General features: G+C 70.7%; 13 protein-coding genes and 1 riboswitch. Of the genes, 11 read left to right on the top strand and 2 right to left on the bottom strand.

From position 1 onward, the window contains the following. Entirely contained in the window at window positions 1-318 is a 318-nt protein-coding gene (locus OHA89_RS22455) for a hypothetical protein (protein ID WP_266609496.1), read from the top strand. A gap of 993 nt (window positions 319-1,311) precedes the next feature. After that, on the top strand, window positions 1,312-3,084 hold the full coding sequence (locus OHA89_RS22460; protein WP_406366945.1) for an NlpC/P60 family protein: 1,773 nt from the start codon (window positions 1,312-1,314) through the stop codon (window positions 3,082-3,084). Here OHA89_RS22460 and OHA89_RS22465 read toward each other — a convergent pair. Continuing rightward, window positions 3,025-5,442, bottom strand: coding sequence for a YfhO family protein (locus OHA89_RS22465; protein WP_266609498.1), 2,418 nt, complete (start codon window positions 5,440-5,442; stop codon window positions 3,025-3,027). The two genes, OHA89_RS22460 and OHA89_RS22465, sit on opposite strands and share 60 nt — an antisense overlap. 175 nt (window positions 5,443-5,617) lie before the next feature. Between OHA89_RS22465 and OHA89_RS22470 the strand changes: the two genes are divergently transcribed. Together OHA89_RS22470 and OHA89_RS22475 are read left to right on the top strand one after the other, a co-directional pair. After that, window positions 5,618-6,241, top strand: coding sequence for a SurA N-terminal domain-containing protein (locus tag OHA89_RS22470; protein WP_215139456.1), 624 nt, complete (start codon window positions 5,618-5,620; stop codon window positions 6,239-6,241). Window positions 6,242-6,269: 28 nt separating this feature from the next. After that, window positions 6,270-7,268, top strand: a complete 999-nt coding sequence (locus OHA89_RS22475) for a nucleoside triphosphate pyrophosphohydrolase (protein WP_406366946.1) — start codon at window positions 6,270-6,272, stop codon at window positions 7,266-7,268. Window positions 7,269-7,288: 20 nt separating this feature from the next. Here the strand turns inward: OHA89_RS22475 and OHA89_RS22480 are convergent, their stop codons facing one another. Further along, a complete protein-coding gene (locus OHA89_RS22480) occupies window positions 7,289-8,473 on the bottom strand; it encodes a globin domain-containing protein (RefSeq protein ID WP_406366947.1) in 1,185 nt (394 codons plus the stop codon). Between the two features lie 148 nt (window positions 8,474-8,621). Here OHA89_RS22480 and OHA89_RS22485 point away from each other — a divergent pair, with 148 nt between their 5' ends. The 7 genes from OHA89_RS22485 to OHA89_RS22515 all read left to right on the top strand — a co-directional run bounded on the left by OHA89_RS22485 (window position 8,622) and on the right by OHA89_RS22515 (window position 15,867). Then, on the top strand, window positions 8,622-9,908 hold the full coding sequence (locus tag OHA89_RS22485) for a cytochrome P450 (protein ID WP_266609499.1): 1,287 nt from the start codon (window positions 8,622-8,624) through the stop codon (window positions 9,906-9,908). 103 nt (window positions 9,909-10,011) lie between these two features. Then, a complete protein-coding gene (locus OHA89_RS22490; protein ID WP_266609500.1) occupies window positions 10,012-11,046 on the top strand; it encodes a transglycosylase family protein in 1,035 nt (344 codons plus the stop codon). 279 nt (window positions 11,047-11,325) lie between these two features. Continuing rightward, window positions 11,326-11,498, top strand: a riboswitch (cyclic di-AMP (ydaO/yuaA leader). A gap of 3 nt (window positions 11,499-11,501) precedes the next feature. After that, window positions 11,502-12,191, top strand: a complete 690-nt coding sequence (locus OHA89_RS22495; RefSeq protein WP_266609501.1) for a transglycosylase family protein — start codon at window positions 11,502-11,504, stop codon at window positions 12,189-12,191. Between the two features lie 271 nt (window positions 12,192-12,462). Beyond that, window positions 12,463-13,749: a phosphopyruvate hydratase gene (eno, locus tag OHA89_RS22500; protein ID WP_073919099.1), complete on the top strand. Its 1,287-nt coding sequence runs from the start codon at window positions 12,463-12,465 to the stop codon at window positions 13,747-13,749. A gap of 90 nt (window positions 13,750-13,839) precedes the next feature. Next, window positions 13,840-14,331, top strand: coding sequence for a septum formation initiator family protein (locus tag OHA89_RS22505; protein ID WP_266609502.1), 492 nt, complete (start codon window positions 13,840-13,842; stop codon window positions 14,329-14,331). A 49-nt stretch (window positions 14,332-14,380) separates the two neighbouring features. Continuing rightward, on the top strand, window positions 14,381-14,929 hold the full coding sequence (locus tag OHA89_RS22510; protein WP_215139447.1) for a DUF501 domain-containing protein: 549 nt from the start codon (window positions 14,381-14,383) through the stop codon (window positions 14,927-14,929). Beyond that, on the top strand, window positions 14,926-15,867 hold the full coding sequence (locus OHA89_RS22515) for a Ppx/GppA phosphatase family protein (protein WP_266609503.1): 942 nt from the start codon (window positions 14,926-14,928) through the stop codon (window positions 15,865-15,867). The genes OHA89_RS22510 and OHA89_RS22515 overlap by 4 nt, the downstream gene beginning before the upstream one ends. Window positions 15,868-16,186: the final 319 nt, after the last annotated feature.

A 16,186-nucleotide genomic window follows, 5' to 3' on the forward strand; every position in this document is an offset into this window, starting at 1 on the left:
GTGATCAGCGATCAGGTTCGGGAATTCTTGCGGCTGGGTCATCCGCTCCCCTCGGAGGAAGATGACTCCGAGGAGGGTGACGAGGCATTTGAGGAGATGACTCAGGCGCTACATGCGATCGAGAAGCCTGTCACTAACGAAGAGGCCATGCTCCTCATCGAGTGTTTTGGTGATGACGAATGCTTCGGATTGGCTTGGACGCTGCTGCATCTAGTGGAATCTGCTCCATCGCCACCGGTTACCTCCCAGCCGCCGGATGGTTCGAACGTTTGGATCTCTAGGCTATGGATGCGCTATCAGAATTCAATGAGTGACTAGCTCGCAGATCTGCGAGTGCACTCGAATGGACTGAGTCGCATCGCGTCAAATTTAAAAAGGTAAAGTCTCTGCTCTCGTCAGAGGACGATTATTGAAGCCCCGCCGGGTTCCTCTTCCGGCGGGGCTTCTAGCGGTTGACGGCAGTAGTTGATGGCAACGTCAGTGGACAGGTGTTGCGCAGGGCGCCGGGATATCGCCGTCATCGGCTTCCGTGCGTGGTGAGGATACGCCGCGTCCCTGGCCGGGGTTGTGGCGAGTTCTGGGAAATAGTGAAATCTCCTCCTAAATTCCGCGGAAGAGACGGCGACGCCGAAGCTGCAGAAGTCATTCTCTCCCGTGGTCATCGAAACGGCCCTCCGTGGGTTGCACGGTTTCGCCCTGTGGCGCGCGGCTTTCGACGAGCTGGCGATCTGAGCCAACCGGAATTTCACCTTCAATGGAACGCCCCGTTAGCTGCGGCGGAGCGTTTCGCCCCGGGAGAGGGGGGCGCCCGAACGTCCTCGGCCGGTTGTGGGAGGACGCCCCTCGCTGTGCGCAGCTGCCAGTCGGATTCCCACGGAGAGTGACGCTGGAGCAGACAGCCCTGCGGCTCAGGCGGCGCGGGCCAGCACCGGCTTGGGGGCGAGTTCGCAACAGAGGGTTTTGCCGCTGCGGCCGAAGAGGTTGTCGCCGAGTGGGTAGCGTGGATCACCGGGTTGGTGTCGCACACGCTGTTCCGGAGCCAGCCGCCTTCCATGTGGCGGAGTCGAAGTGTCGCCCGGCCGTCGAGTACGGCCCGCAGGGTCTTGCGCGCCACCCGCGGTGCGCGGGGGTCGTGCGCCTCGGCGGCGACGGCCGGGGAAGACAGCCAAGGCCGCAGCTCGTGAAGATCGCTATCTGCAGCTTGATACGGTCATTTGCGGATATTCAGGCTTACTAGCCTCATGGTTCGCGATATAGCACACTGATGGGGGCGAAGTCCGCTGCGACATGCACCCATCGGATGATGGCTGCATGTCACATACTTCCCGTCGCAATGTCCTTGCCGTTTTCGCCTCTGCGGCCGCCACGGTCCCACTCGGCGCCATGACCGCCTCGGCCTCGCCCAGATCCTCGGCGCCCGCCGTCGCCACCCGCGCGGCGTCCGTGCTGGCCGCCGCCGCGGTCCCCGCGTCTCTCACGTCGCCGCGGTCCTCCGTCACCATCGGCACGCTGGACCCCGCCTACTTCATGCAGGTCTCCCTCGGCTCCCTCACCACGAGCGTGGTGCCGGGTACGCCGGAGCGACTGACGGTCAGCTCCGGCACCAAGCAGGTGGCGGTCCTGACCAAGGGTGCGCGCACCGTTGTTCTGACCGGTCCCGAGCGCACCTTCACCGAGAACAAGAAGTCCTTCGTGGACGACTTCCAGCGCACCCTCCCGGACCTGGCGCTGCCGGTCGCGGACCGGAAGTACTGGGGGACTTCCCCGGGCGGCGGCAGCTGGTCCACGCTGGGGCCCGCCGACACCGACTACTCGGTGGTGCCGGGCAGCGCGACCCTCGCGCTCACCACCGACTACGCGAGCCGCCACGCCACCCTCCGGGACGACGAGATCAGCGACGTCGACGTCCGCGCAGTGGCGAAGTTCGACAAGGTGCCCACCGGCCAGGCCTGCTCGTACGCGCTGTCCTTCGGCTACCAGGACACCCACAACAACTACCGGGCCAGGCTGTCCTTCCTGACCTCGGGCACGGTCGAGCTGCGCGTGGAGAAGGAGGTCGCCGACACGGTCACCCAGCTGACCACGTCCACCACTCTCGCCACCGGGGTTCCGGCCGGCACCAACTGGACGATCCGCGTGCTCCGCGAGGGCGCCCGGATCCGGGTCAAGGCCTGGCGTACGGACACCACCGAGCCGTCGGCCTGGGCCGTGGACGTGTCGGACTCCACCTTCGCCAAGGGGCGGGTCGGCCTGCGCGCACTGGCCAACCAGGGCTGCACCAACCTGCCGGTCAAGCTGGTGGTGAGCCGCTTCCAGGTGGACGCCGCGACCTGGCAGCAGCCGCCGGCCGTCACCCACGACACCTGGGTACGGGTCCTGCCCGAGCCGTTCGACGGGACCTGGACCTCGGCCCTGGAACAGACCATCCGCGGCTGGGCCGGATCCCCGGCCCCCGACGTCCTGGCCCACGCGGCCACGTTCCTCGCGGGGGCGCCGGCCGTGACGACCGTGGCGGCCCCGGCCGCGGGCAAGCAGGTCATGGGCGAGGCCGGATACGGCTATCTGGACCCGCAGGGCTACCGCTACGAGGGCGCGGACTTCCACGAGTACATGAACCTCGGCTGGACCTTCCCCGACGGCACCTACACCGGCCCGTCCAGCAAGCAGGTCGGCAACCTCGACTGCTCCGGCTACACGCGCATGGTCTACGGCTACCACATGGGGATCCCCGTCGCCGCCGGCGAGGACACCTCCAAGACCCGCATCCCGCGCAAGTCCCGCGACATGGTGGACTACGCCCCCGGCACCCGGATCGACCAGACGGACGGGACGAACCCGCCCGCCGCACAGCAGCTCCAGCCCGGCGACCTGGTCCTGTTCAACGCAGACTCGGGCGACGACACGGTGACCGTCACCGTCGACCACGTCGGCATCTACCTCGGCCTGGACGCCGCCGGCAAGCGCCGCTTCCTCTCCAGCCGCAAGACCGGCAACGGACCGACCATGTCCGACCTGGGCGGCGCCTCACTCCTCGACGGCACCGGCACCTACGCGAAGAAGCTGCACACCGTGCACCGCATCTGATGTCCGACGGGTTCGCAAGCGCCGGATCCGGATTCGGATAGGGACAGCCAGAAGCACCAGGAGGGCCGCTCCCGCGACCGCCAGGCCCGGCAGCAGGCCCGGCGGCCGGAAGGTGCAGGTCACCGTGCGGGTGCGGCCGTCCAGGGGGAGTGCCACCAGGCCCAGGTGGGCCGAGGCGGGGCGGTCGTTGCAGGTCCAGCCGGCGATGGCGGGCACCGAGACGACCGCCGTGCCGGTGCTGCCCGGCGGAAGCACCGCGCGGAGCTCCGAGGAGCCGACCGCGACCGAGGTGGCGGCCGTGGCCCGCAGCCGGGCAACGGCCGTGTCCAGGCGGCCGCGGTCCAGACAGGACAGCGTCCACCGGGCGGGCGCGGCCTGGTCGAAGACCAGCGGGGAGGAGTCGCCCCGGGAGACGCCCATCGGCTGGACGGCCGCCCGGTTGCGCGGGGCGTTGCCGTTCAGCCGGAAGGCCGGGCCGTCGGCCAGGCGGGCCGTCGCGTTGTACTCCGGCGCCCACAGGTAGGCCTCCGTGCCCGCGCGGCAGACTCCCGGCGCGAGCGGGTCCTCGTACACCCGTGCGCCCAGCAGCAGTTCCTGGTTGGCGAAGGGCGAATCGCCGTACGAGACGGGCGCGCCCGGCGGGCGGGTCGTCACCAGCGGGGGGACCTCGGCGCGGCGGACCGTGCCGTCCGGCTGGAGGCGCGCGCCGACCGCGAAGACCGCGTCCGTCACCGGGCTGTCGATGCTCTGGACGTTGCGCCCGCGCGAGGTCCAGCCGGCCCCGAGGGCGACCATCGTGCGCGTGAACACGTCCGGGGTGTGGCTGCTGTAGTACGAGCCGCCCTCCCCGCCCAGCAGCAGCGGGTCGTTGCCCGTCAGGGCCGGCCGGCTCGGGTCGGTGCGGTAGGCCGGCCAGCCCTCGGCGCCCGCCACCGCCCCGGCGCGCGCGGTGTGCGCACGCCCCCAGGACGGGTAGTCGTCGAGGCCGCCCAGCTTGCCCTTGTGGCCGTACGCGGTCGTGGCGGCCGCCTGCCCGACGAGGACGGCCGCCAGCAGCGCGGCCGCCGGGAACGCCAGACGGCGGTGGCGCAGCGCCCACCAGGCCGCGGCCGCCAGCGCCAGCCCGCCGCAGAAGAGCACGTACCCCCAGGTCGTCACCAGCGTGCTCCCGCTCGCCCACAGGGCCGCGGCCGCCAGCAGGCCCGCCCCCGCCGCCAGCGCGCGCGGCCCCGGAAGCCCCGCCGACAGCCCCGCCCAGGCGGCGATCACGGCGATCCCGGCCAGTACGAAGGTCTGCCGGTACGGGCTTCCGTTCGGGGTCGCGAACAGATGCCAGGCCAGGTGGGTCGGAGCCCACTGGAGGGAGAGCACCACGGCCGCCGTCAGCCCCGCCCACGCCAGCCGGGTGCGCACGGGCACCGCCCGGTGGAAGGGCAGCGCGGCCACCAGCAGCAGCGTCCCGGTGCCCACGAAGACGGCGGGGGAGGAGAAGGAGTACGTCGCCGGAAACAGCCGCGCGAAGAGGTCCGCCCAGGACACCGGCCGGAACTCCTTGACCCAGCCCGGGTACGCCTGCCCGGAGCTGAGGAAGAGGGGCGCCAGGACCGGAGCCGCGAGCGCGATCCCCAGCACGGTCGTCCCGGCCGCCCGGCCGATCACGGCCAGCCCGGCCCGCGCGCCCTCCCGGGCCAGCACCACCCGTACCAGCAGCACCAGCGCCGCGCCGAGGGTCGCCATGTAGGCGGTGTAGAAGTTCGCCGTCCAGCAGACGGCCACGATCAGCGCGGCGGCCGCGAGCCGGCGCCCGCGCAGCGCCCATTCACCGGTCAGGCACAGCAGGGGGAAGGCGATCAGCCCGTCCAGCCACATCGGGTTGTAGGAGGCCTCGATCACCGACCAGCCGCACAGCGCGTACGAGGCCCCGAGCAGCCCCGCCGCCCACCAGGCCCCCCGGCGCTGCGTGCGCAGCAGCCAGGTCATGGCCGCCGCGGCGGCCGCCGTCTTGAGCACCGTGACCACGTACACCGCGAGGTCTATGTCCGCGCGCGGGAACAGCCCGACCAGCACCGCGAAGGGGCTGGCCAGATAGGTGCCCAGGTCCGGCAGGAAGCTCGTGCCGTATCCGGACTGCCAGTTGAACAGCAGCCCGCCCTCCGCACGGCCGTGCAGGAGGTCCCACAGGTGCGCGTGGAAGGGGACGAACTGGTTGCCGAGGTCGTTGATGCTGCGGTGGCGCGGGCCGTACGGGAAGACGCGGGCGACGGCGTCCCCGGCACACACGGCCACCACCGTGAGCAGGGCGGCGAACGCGGAGCCGGCCAGGCTCAGGCGTCGCGGCGAGCGGTGCGGTGTCGACATGGTGCGCCGACCTTGGCACCACCGGGGGACGGCAGGATGGCCACGGAGTGAACGCACACCTCAACACCACGGGAATCGTTGGTCGAACCGGTGGCTCGGACCACCCTGACTGCATAACATCGATCACCGCAAGGCTTGTGCACCGACGCACAATCTCCCGGCCCTGGAGGCTCCTTTGCACCGTCGCACTGCGCTCTCCGTCTCCACCGCCCTGCTCCTGGCGGCCCCCCTGCTGTCCGCCTGCTCGGGGCAGGCGCGCCCCGGCACCGCAGCCGTCGTCGGCGGTGAACGGATCACCACCTCCGCCCTCCAGGCCGAGGTGAACGATGTGCGCGCCGCCCAGAACCGCACCGGGCAGGCCGCGGCCGAGCTCATCGCGAGCACCCCCAACCTGGAGCGCCAGAAGCTCGACTCGATGCTCCAGAGCCACATCATCGACAAGATGGCCAAGACCGCCGGGATCTCCGTATCCGCCAAGGAGATCGAGGACGAGCGCCAGGCGTACGTCGAGGAGAACAAGGGGGCCGAGCAGTTCGAGGCACTGCTGCTGCAGAAGGGCGCCATGGCTCCCGGCCAGGTCGACCGCTTCCTCCGGGACCGGGTGCTGCTGACCAAGCTGACCGCCAAGTACGGCAACGGGAAGCTGGAGGAGCCCGCCAGGACCGCCGCGAAGGCCCTGCACATCGAGGTCAATCCGCGCTACGGCTCCTTCGACGTCCAGCAGATCAAGCTCGGCGTCGGGGAGACCCCCTGGATCGTCCAGCGGACCCGGCCCGAGCAGGCACCCGCCGGAGCCTGACCGACCCGACCGGAGGTAGGTTCGGAGGGTGACCGACCACGACCCCTCCGAATCCACCACGGCCGAGCCCACCGGCCGCATCGTCCTGCTGACCACCAGCCACCGGGTCGCCCCCGGCGTGCTGTCCTGGCCCGCCTGGCAGACCCTGCACGCCGCGGACCGGGTGCTCTGCGCCGACCCGGGCCACCCGCAGCTCCCGTACCTGCGGGAGGCGGGCGTCGAGGTCGTTCACGAGAGTCCGGACGCGCAGGCGCTGGTCGAGGCCTGCGCCGGGGGCGGCACGGCCGTGGTGCTCCTGAGCGGCGAGGGCGATCAGCGGCTCACCGACGGGCTGGCCCGCCTCGCCGGCTCGGGCCGGGTCGCGATGCCCGACCTGGAACTGCTGCCCGGCTCGTACGACCTGCCGGGCGCCCGCCTGCTCGACCTGGTCCAGGTGATGGACCGGGTCCGGCGCGAGTGCCCGTGGACCTCCCGGCAGACCCACCGGGGCCTGGCCAAGTACGCGATCGAGGAAGCGTACGAACTGGTCGAGGCCATCGAGGACGGGAACCGGGAAGAGCTGCGCGAGGAGCTCGGGGACGTCCTGCTCCAGGTGGTGTTCCACGCCCGGATCGCGGAGGACTTCGAAGAGCCGGACGAGGCGTTCTCCATCGACGACGTGGCCGGGACCCTCGTGGAGAAGCTGATCCACCGGCACCCGCACGTCTTCGGCGAGGAGAAGGCCGAGACCCCGGAGGACGTCAGCGCGCACTGGCAGCGCACGAAGGCGGCCGAGAAGCGCCGGGAGTCCGTCACGGAGGGGATTCCGCTGGGCCAGCCGGGGCTCGCGCTCGCGGCCAAGCTCGCCGGGCGGGTCCGTTCGGGCGGTCTGGCCGTGGAGCTGCCCCGCGGCGAGGGCATCGGGTACGAGCTGCTGGAGCTGGCGGCGCGCGCCGAGGCGGCGGGGATCGACCCCGAGACCGCACTGCGCGCGGCGGCCCGCGCCTACCGGGACGCGATCCGGGCCGCCGAGGGCGTCGGCGAGTAGCCCCCGGCAACTAGCCGTATCTAGAAGTCCCTCGGCGAGCGGCCGGAGGGGTTGTGCCAGTGCGGTGACGGGCGGTTCAGGAACCACTCCCCGAAGCCGAGCGGACGGCCGTTCACGCCGTGGTCCTCGGCGGCGGCGGGTATGGAGTCGTAGAAGATCCGGCCGGGGCGGGCGCCCAGCTCCTCCAGGAGGAACGCGGTCCGCTCGATGAAATGCGGCGGTCCGCTGAGGTAGACGTCCTGGTCGGGCCACAGGCCCCGGTTGCTGAGCGCGGTGGCCAGCCGGTCGGTGGCCTGGTTGCGGTGCTGCCCGGGCGCGGGCGTGATGTAGGTGACACCGAGCCAGCCGCAGGCGGCGGCGTACTCGTCGATGAGCGGGCGGTCGTAGAGGTACGAGGCGTCCCGCGCGACCACGAAGAGCCGTACGTCCTGATCGGGAGGGTGCTCGGCGAGGTCCTCCAGCATGGCCCGGACCGGCGCCCAGCCGGTCCCGGCGGCGATCAGGCTGGCCGGGCGGTCCGCGCGGCGGAAGGTCAGCTGCCCGCCCGCGGCGCCGAGCCGCAGCGTGTCGCCCGGCTGTACGTCGCGCACGAGGGCGGTGCTGAGCCGCCCCCGCTCGATCCGGCTGACGTGCAGGTCCAGGGTGCCGTCGGGGCGGGGGGCGTTGCCGATGGAGTACGTGCGCCAGGTCGTCGGGACCCGCTCGCTGCTCACGCTCGTGTACTGGCCGGGCAGATAGGGGAAGGGGGCGTGCGGCTTCAGGGTCAGAACGCCGATGTCCTCCCCGTACTGGAGGTGGCGCACGACCTCCGCGTCCCACCACGGCGGGTCGTCACTCGCGGCGGCGCCGGCCGTCATCGCGTCGGCGATCACCTGGTACGCCTCGGCCCAGGCCTTCTCCACCTGCGGGGTCCAGGCCTCGCCGGAGGTCTCGGCGAGGGCGGCGAGCAGGCTGGCGCCCACGGCCGCGTAGTGCTCGGGCCCGGCCCGGAACTTGCGGTGGTCGCGGCCCAGGTCGCGGAGATAGGGGACGAGGCTCTCGTTCTCCAGATGGGCGATCACATGGGTGAGCGCGGCGAAGAGCCGGTCCCGCTGCCGTTCCATGTCCTCGAAGGAGGCCGGGAAGAGCTCACGGACTCCGGGGTTGTGCCAAAAGAGGTGGGAGTAGAAGAACTTGACCGCGTGCTCGGCCCGTCTCTCCACCACCGCGAAGCTGCTTTTCAAGATCCTCACATCCACAGAACCGAAGGTAGGAGTGCCGGGCGAGGTGAGGTCAAGCGTCGGCGGATCTGCGGACAGCCGCGACGAAGCACCCATATGGGATCGGGGCCGCGAGCCGGGATACGGTCATCGGGTGCACGAGCAGACCCCCGCAACCCCCGCCGACACCCCTTCGGCCTCCCCTTCCCGACAGGGGCCGACCCTGTTCGACTGGGAGTTCGCGACCGATCCCTATCCGGCCTACGCCTGGCTGCGCGAGCACTCCCCGGTGCACCGCACCAAGCTCCCCAGCGGGGTCGAGGCCTGGCTGGTCACCCGGTACGCCGACGCCCGCCAGGCCCTTGCCGACCAGCGGCTCAGCAAGAATCCGGCGCACCACGCGGAGCCCGCGCACGCCAAGGGCAAGACCGGGATCCCGGGGGAGCGCAAGGCGGAGCTGATGACGCACCTGCTCAACATCGACCCGCCGGACCACACCCGGCTGCGGCGGCTGGTGTCGAAGGCGTTCACCCCGCGCAGGGTCGCCGAGTTCACCCCGCGCGTGCAGGAGCTCACCGACCACCTCATCGACCGGTTCGCTGAGAAGGGGGAGGCGGACCTCATCCACGAGTTCGCCTTCCCGCTCCCCATCTACGCCATCTGCGAGATGCTCGGGGTACCGCGCGAGGACCAGGACGACTTCCGGGACTGGGCCGGGATGATGATCCGCCACGGCGGCGGTCCGCGCGGCGGGGTCGCCCGGTCGGTGAAGCAGATGCGCACCTATCTCGGTGAACTCATCCACCGCAAAAGGGATGATCTGGGCAATGACCTCATCTCTGACCTGATCCGGGCGAGCGACCACGGTGACCACCTGACGGAGGCCGAGGCCACCGCCATGGCTTTCATCCTGCTTTTCGCCGGTTTCGAAACCACCGTGAACCTCATCGGCAACGGGGTCCACTCCCTCTTCATGAACCCCGGCGAGCGCGAGCGACTCCAGTCCTCCCTCGCGGCCGGCGAGCGCGGCCTGCTGGAGACCGGCGTCGAGGAACTGCTGCGCTACGACGGCCCCGTGGAGCTGGCCACCTGGCGGTTCGCCACCGAGCCGCTGACCCTCGGCGGGCAGTCGGTCGCGGCCGGGGACCCGGTCCTGGTCGTCCTCGCCGCCGCCGACCGCGACCCCGCGCGGTTCGCCGAGCCGGACACCCTCGACCTCTCCCGCACCGACAACCAGCACCTCGGATACGGGCACGGCATCCACTACTGCCTGGGTGCTCCGCTCGCACGACTTGAAGGACAGACGGCGCTTGCGACTTTGCTCACGCGTCTGCCAGATCTGGAACTCGCCGTTCCGCCCGAGGAGCTGCGCTGGCGCGGCGGACTGATCATGCGTGGCCTGCGCACCCTTCCCGTGCGCTTTACTCCCCGAAACATCTGAAGGGCAACTGACCCGAAGTCAGTTGTCGACCGGAGTTGTGACAATCGTTCGAAGGCCGCTAGGTTCTGCCGTTACCCAGCCGTTATGCGAAAGGTGCAGCCTCATGCGTTCCGGGAACGGCCGTCACAGACGTCCCCGTCAGGTGCCCGCGATAGTCGTCACCGCCGGAGTCACTGGCTCCGCGCTGGCCCTGCCGCTTCTTGCCGCCACCAGTGCCTCCGCGGCCGACACCGCCACGTGGGACAAGGTCGCCGAATGCGAGAGCGGCGGCAGCTGGAGTGCCAACTTCGGCAGCGGCCAGTACGGCGGCCTGCAGTTCACGCAGGAGGAGTGGAAGAACTCCGGCGGTCTCGACTTCGCCAAGCGGGCCGACCTGGCGAGCCGTTCCCAGCAGATCGCCGTGGCCGAGCGCGTGCTGGCCTCCCAGGGCCCGCAGGCGTGGCCGCTGTGCGCGGCTTCGGCCGGGCTGGACGGCCAGAGCCCCGCCGCCGAGGTCGACCCCGGCCTGCCCGGCGGCTCCGGGACCGCCACCGCGCCGTCCCGCCCGGACGACAAGGTGCCCACCACCGGTCGCGGCAAGCCGTCCACGGACTTCGGCGCTCCGACCGATCCCGCGCCGAGCCCGTCCGGCAGCCCCTCGTTCGAGCTCCCCGACAGCCCGCTCTCGCCGTCCCTCGGACTGCCCGTCATGCCCTCGCCGGACGACCCCACCACGGCCCCGGCCCCGGTGGACCCGACCGCGCCGACCGGCCCCACGGACCCGGGCGCGCCCACCACGCCGCCGACCACCCCGGGCCAGCCCCCGGTGACCCCGGAGGCCCCCGTGACCCCGGCCGACCCGACGGCACCGGCCACTCCGGGCGCCCCGGGCGCCTCGGCCGACCCGACCGCACCTCCCGTGACGACCCCCGAGGGCGGCGGCAAGCACCGCGGCGCGCCGGCCGCCGAGACACCGGCCGGATCTGATGCCGCGTCGGCGCCCGTCTACACCGTCAAGGCGGGCGACAGCCTGACGGGCATCGCGGACGCCAAGGGACTCAAGGGCGGCTGGAACGCGCTCTACGAGGCCAATGAGCAGGTCATCGGCGGGGACGCCAATCTGATCAAGCCCGGTCAGAACCTGGATCTAAGCCTGTAATAGGGGCACTTCGGGCGGGCAGAAAGAGTTGATTGTCCGTTTTCTGTAAGTGAGACATGTGTCTCTTCCGGTCAACTGGCGTGTCCCGCCCGGGGGCTTCCGCAAACCCCGCCCTCACCTGCGCAAACACCCGTGCGAAGGACGCAAGTAGGGGTCGTTTCTCCCCGATGGTGCTCGTTGAACATCGGGGAGGGACCTGTCTACCTTCTGAATCGCTCGCCACCGCGGGCTCCTTCGACCGCATCGCCGAATCCTGCCGGCGGACGGAGGAAACAGTCGTCGCGTCAAGCGCCGAAGGCAGGAGCGGGGGAACCAAGGTAGGTGCCGGGAGCGGCCGTTGAGAGACGGTCACGCCACCGGCTAGGGGTTAAGACGTGCGCTAGGTCGCACGGCCGGGCAACTCACTCGCCCGAACCCGACAGCTCACCTCGTAGGCGTCGGTGAGGAGAAACTCCATGCTGCTTTCCGGCAAGGGCAAGCACCGCCGCGGTTCCAAGGCCGTCCGCATCGTCACGCTCGCCGGTGTCGCCGGTGTGGCCGTCGCCGCCCCCCTGATGGCCGCCGGTACCGCCAGCGCCGCCACCGCGTCCGAGTGGGACAAGGTCGCGCAGTGTGAGTCCGGTGGCAACTGGTCCATCAACACGGGCAACGGCTACTACGGCGGCCTGCAGTTCTCGTCCTCCACGTGGGCCGCGTACGGCGGCAAGTCGTACGCCGCGCAGGCCAACCAGGCCTCGAAGAGCCAGCAGATAGCCATCGCGGAGAAGGTCCTCAAGGGCCAGGGCAAGGGCGCCTGGCCGTCCTGCGGCGTGGGCCTGTCGAACTCCTCCTACGCCGGCGGGGGCTCGACCGAGACCCCGAAGCAGGAGAAGAAGACCGAGCCCAAGAAGACTCAGCCGAAGAAGACCGAGCCGAAGAAGGAGACCAAGCGCTCCGAGGCCCCGACCACCCGTTCCGAGCGCTCCGAGGCCCCGGCCCCGAAGACCGGCAACGGCTCGTACGAGGTCAAGTCCGGCGACACCCTGGGCCTCATCGCCGAGGCCAACGGCGTTCAGGGCGGCTGGGAGAAGCTCTTCGAGCTGAACAAGGACATCGTCTCGGACGCCGACCTGATCTTCCCGGGTCAGAAGCTGAAGCTCAGCTGAACACTGCGGCAATAGCCGCGGCGTCTTCGAGCAACACGCACCATCCCGCCGCCCGGCGCGTCTCCCCCACGCGCCGGGCGGCGGCGTTTGTGCGGGCAGAACCCCGATGATCAAGAGTCCTATGTCCCGGAAGAGGGGTATTCGGACCCTTTTTCGTCCCAGGACCCGGGCGGTCGGCCGGTCGAGTGCCCGGAGCCGGTTAGGCTCTAGGCGGCAAGGCCATCCCACGGCCTGACGCCACCGCACATCCAGCGTCACATCCCAGAAGGAGATGCTCGTGCCGTCCATCGACGTCGTCGTAGCCCGGGAAATCCTGGACTCCCGAGGCAACCCCACGGTCGAGGTCGAGGTGGGCCTCGACGATGGCAGCACCGGCCGTGCTGCAGTTCCGTCCGGCGCCTCCACCGGTGCATTCGAGGCCATCGAGCTCCGTGACGGTGACCCCAACCGTTACTTCGGCAAGGGTGTCGAGAAGGCCGTCCTCGCCGTCATCGAGCAGATCGGCCCGGAGCTCGTCGGCTACGACGCCACCGAGCAGCGACTGATCGACCAGGCCATGTTCGACCTGGACGCCACCGACAACAAGGGCTCGCTCGGCGCCAACGCCATCCTCGGCGTGTCCCTCGCCGTCGCGCACGCCGCGTCCGAGGCCTCGGACCTTCCGCTCTTCCGCTACCTCGGCGGCCCGAACGCGCACCTGCTGCCCGTTCCGATGATGAACATCCTCAACGGTGGGTCGCACGCCGACTCCAACGTGGACATCCAGGAGTTCATGATCGCCCCGATCGGCGCGGAGTCCTTCTCCGAGGCGCTGCGCTGGGGTGCCGAGGTCTACCACACCCTCAAGAAGGTCCTGCACACCAAGGGCCTCTCCACCGGTCTCGGTGACGAGGGCGGCTTCGCCCCGAACCTGGAGTCCAACCGCGCCGCGCTCGACCTCATCGTCGAGGCCATCAAGCAGGCCGGCTACACCCCGGGCAAGGACATCGCGCTCGCGCTCGACGTCGCCGCGTCCGAGTTCTACAAGGACGGCAAGTACGAGTTCGAGGGCCAGTCCCGCTCGGCCGCCGAGATGACCGAGTACTACGAGGAGCTCGTCTCCGCGTACCCGATGGTCTCCATCGAGGACCCGCTGTACGAGGACGACTGGGCCGGCTGGAAGACCCTCACCGACAAGCTGGGCTCCAAGGTCCAGATCGTCGGCGACGACCTCTTCGTCACCAACCCGGAGCGTCTGGCCCGCGGCATCGAGGAGGGCTCCGCGAACGCCCTGCTCGTGAAGGTGAACCAGATCGGTTCGCTGACCGAGACCCTCGACGCCGTCGAGATGGCCCAGCGCAACGGCTTCAAGTGCATGATGTCGCACCGCTCCGGTGAGACCGAGGACGTCACCATCGCCGACCTCGCCGTCGCCGTGAACTGCGGTCAGATCAAGACCGGCGCCCCGGCCCGCTCGGACCGCGTCGCCAAGTACAACCAGCTGCTGCGCATCGAGGAGATCCTCGACGACGCCGCGGTGTACGCGGGCCGCAGCGCCTTCCCGCGCTTCAAGGGCTAATCACGCCCCGGCTTCCGTACGTCCCCGCACTCGGTCCCGTACCGTGTGCGGGGACGTATTGCGTAGTGCGCACACAGGGGAGGCGGGACCATGGCCGGGAACCGGGATCGGTTCTCCACCTTCTCCACCGCGACCAGACTCAAGCAGCTCGGCGAGCGGACCGCCGCCCATGTCTACCGCTCGCAGTCGCGCCGCCAGGTCCGCCGCAGCCGGCTCACCGGCCGGGCCGCGCTCCTGGTGCTCGTCCTCTGTACGCTGGTCGTCGCCCTCGCGTATCCGATGCGCCAGTACGTCTCCCAGCGCTCGGAGATCGCGGAGCAGCAGCGGGCCGCCGCCGCCGCGCGGGACCGCCTGGAGCGGCTCCGTGACGAGAAGGCCCGCTGGCAGGACAACGCCTACGCGGAGCAGCAGGCGCGCAGGCACCTGCACTTCCTGCGCCCGGGGGAGGTCGGCTACATCATGACCGACCCCGGGGCCCAGGCGGCGGCCGAGCGGCACCGGACCGGCCAGGCCGGGTCCGACCGCCCCTGGTACTCCAACGTCTGGGACGGCGTCGACAAGGCCGACCGCCCCGGCGACTGAATCCGTACCGCAGTACCCATCCACGAGAACGAAGAGACTTCCTCCAGGCATGCAGACGCCCCCGCCCCAGACCGACCGGACCGAGCCGACCGACGCGGACATCGAGGCGTTCGAGCAGCAGCTCGGCCGCCCGCCGCGCGGGCTGCGCGCCATCGCCCACCGCTGCCCCTGCGGCCAGCCGGACGTGGTGGAGACCGCCCCGCGGCTCCCCGACGGCACCCCCTTCCCGACGACGTACTACCTGACGTGCCCGCGCGCGGCCTCCGCGATCGGCACACTCGAGGCCAACGGCGTGATGAAGGAGATGCAGGCCCGGCTCGCCGAGGACCCCGAGCTCGCCGCGGCCTACCAGGCCGCCCACGAGGACTACATCCGGCGCCGCGACGCCATCGAGGTGCTCCAGGGCTTCCCCAGCGCCGGCGGGATGCCGGACCGGGTCAAGTGCCTGCACGTGCTGGTCGGCCACTCGCTGGCCGCGGGCCCGGGCGTGAACCCGTTCGGCGACGAGGCCCTCGCCATGCTGCCGGAGTGGTGGGCCAAGGGCGCCTGCGTCACCCCGTGCGCGGAGAAGGCGGAGAAGAAGGAAGAGTCGCGGTGACGCGGGTCGCCGGCATCGACTGCGGTACGAACTCCATCCGCCTGCTCGTCGCCGACTGCGATCCGAGCACCGGCGAGCTGGTCGAGCTGGACCGGCGGATGACCATCGTCCGGCTGGGCCAGGGCGTGGACAAGACCGGGCGGCTCGCTCCGGAGGCGCTGGAGCGCACCTTCGCGGCCTGCCGCGAGTACGCGGCGGTGATCAAGGAGCTGGGCGCGGAGAAGGTCCGCTTCGTGGCCACCTCGGCCTCGCGCGACGCCGAGAACCGGGACGATTTCGTCCGGGGGGTCCTGGACATCCTGGGCGTCGAGCCCGAGGTGATCTCCGGGGACCAGGAGGCGGAGTTCTCCTTCTCCGGCGCCACCAAGGAGCTCGTGGCACACGAACACCTGGAGCGGCCGTTCCTGGTGGTGGACATCGGCGGCGGCTCGACGGAGTTCGTGGTCGGCGAGGAGCACGTGCGGGCGGCCCGTTCCGTGGACGTGGGCTGCGTCCGGATGACCGAGCGCCACCTGGTCGTGGACGGGGTCGTCACCGACCCGCCGACCGAGGCGCAGGTGGCCGCCATCCGGGCCGACATCGAGGCGGCGCTGGACCTGGCCGCCGAGACGGTCCCGCTGGCCGAGGCCCGCACGCTGGTGGGCCTGGCCGGCTCGGTGACCACGGTCGCCGCGATCGCGCTCGGGCTGCCCGAGTACCGCTCGGAGGTCATCCACCACTCCCGGATCTCCTACGAGCAGGTCCGCGAGATCACCGGCCGCATGCTGACGTCGACCCACGCCGAGCGCGCGGCCGTCCCCGTGATGCACCCGGGCCGGGTGGACGTGATCGGAGCCGGCGCCCTGGTCCTCCTGGCGATCATGGAGCGCATCGGCGCCTCGGAGGTCATCGTCTCGGAGCACGACATCCTCGACGGGATCGCCTGGTCCGCTGCCTGAACGGCGGGCGGACGAGGGGCTGTAGAGGCCTCGGGAGGGCCCTGAAGGGGTCCCCTGAGGGGCCTCGCAGGGGTCCTGGGTGCCGTGATCCACACGAAGTTCGTGAAGTTCTTCACAAGGAAAAGAGGCCTGCTGGGCCAACGGAAGGGCCTTTCGGGCCCTTCCCGAGGCCCTCGGGCCCTTTTTCGTGGCCGTTCGTGCGATCGGCGGACGCGACGGGTTCCGTATCGGAGGTATGGACGAGCCCCTCTGGTCCAGTCCGTTTGAGAGGCTGGAGGCCAGTTCAGGACGGGTGAACAACGACTCCCGTTACACCGTG

It is taken from the genome of Streptomyces sp. NBC_01546, assembly GCF_045208355.1.
Classification (GTDB): domain Bacteria; phylum Actinomycetota; class Actinomycetes; order Streptomycetales; family Streptomycetaceae; genus Streptomyces.

Excerpts from the sequence above, each read along its gene's own strand:
- OHA89_RS22460 (WP_406366945.1), top strand. The coding sequence starts at position 1,312 with ATGTCACATACTTCCCGTCGCAATGTCCTTGCCGTTTTCGCCTCTGCG.
- OHA89_RS22465 (WP_266609498.1), bottom strand. The coding sequence starts at position 5,442 with ATGTCGACACCGCACCGCTCGCCGCGACGCCTGAGCCTGGCCGGCTCC.
- OHA89_RS22490 (WP_266609500.1), top strand. The coding sequence starts at position 10,012 with ATGCGTTCCGGGAACGGCCGTCACAGACGTCCCCGTCAGGTGCCCGCG.
- OHA89_RS22495 (WP_266609501.1), top strand. The coding sequence starts at position 11,502 with ATGCTGCTTTCCGGCAAGGGCAAGCACCGCCGCGGTTCCAAGGCCGTC.
- eno (WP_073919099.1), top strand. The coding sequence starts at position 12,463 with ATGCTCGTGCCGTCCATCGACGTCGTCGTAGCCCGGGAAATCCTGGAC.
- OHA89_RS22505 (WP_266609502.1), top strand. The coding sequence starts at position 13,840 with ATGGCCGGGAACCGGGATCGGTTCTCCACCTTCTCCACCGCGACCAGA.
- OHA89_RS22510 (WP_215139447.1), top strand. The coding sequence starts at position 14,381 with ATGCAGACGCCCCCGCCCCAGACCGACCGGACCGAGCCGACCGACGCG.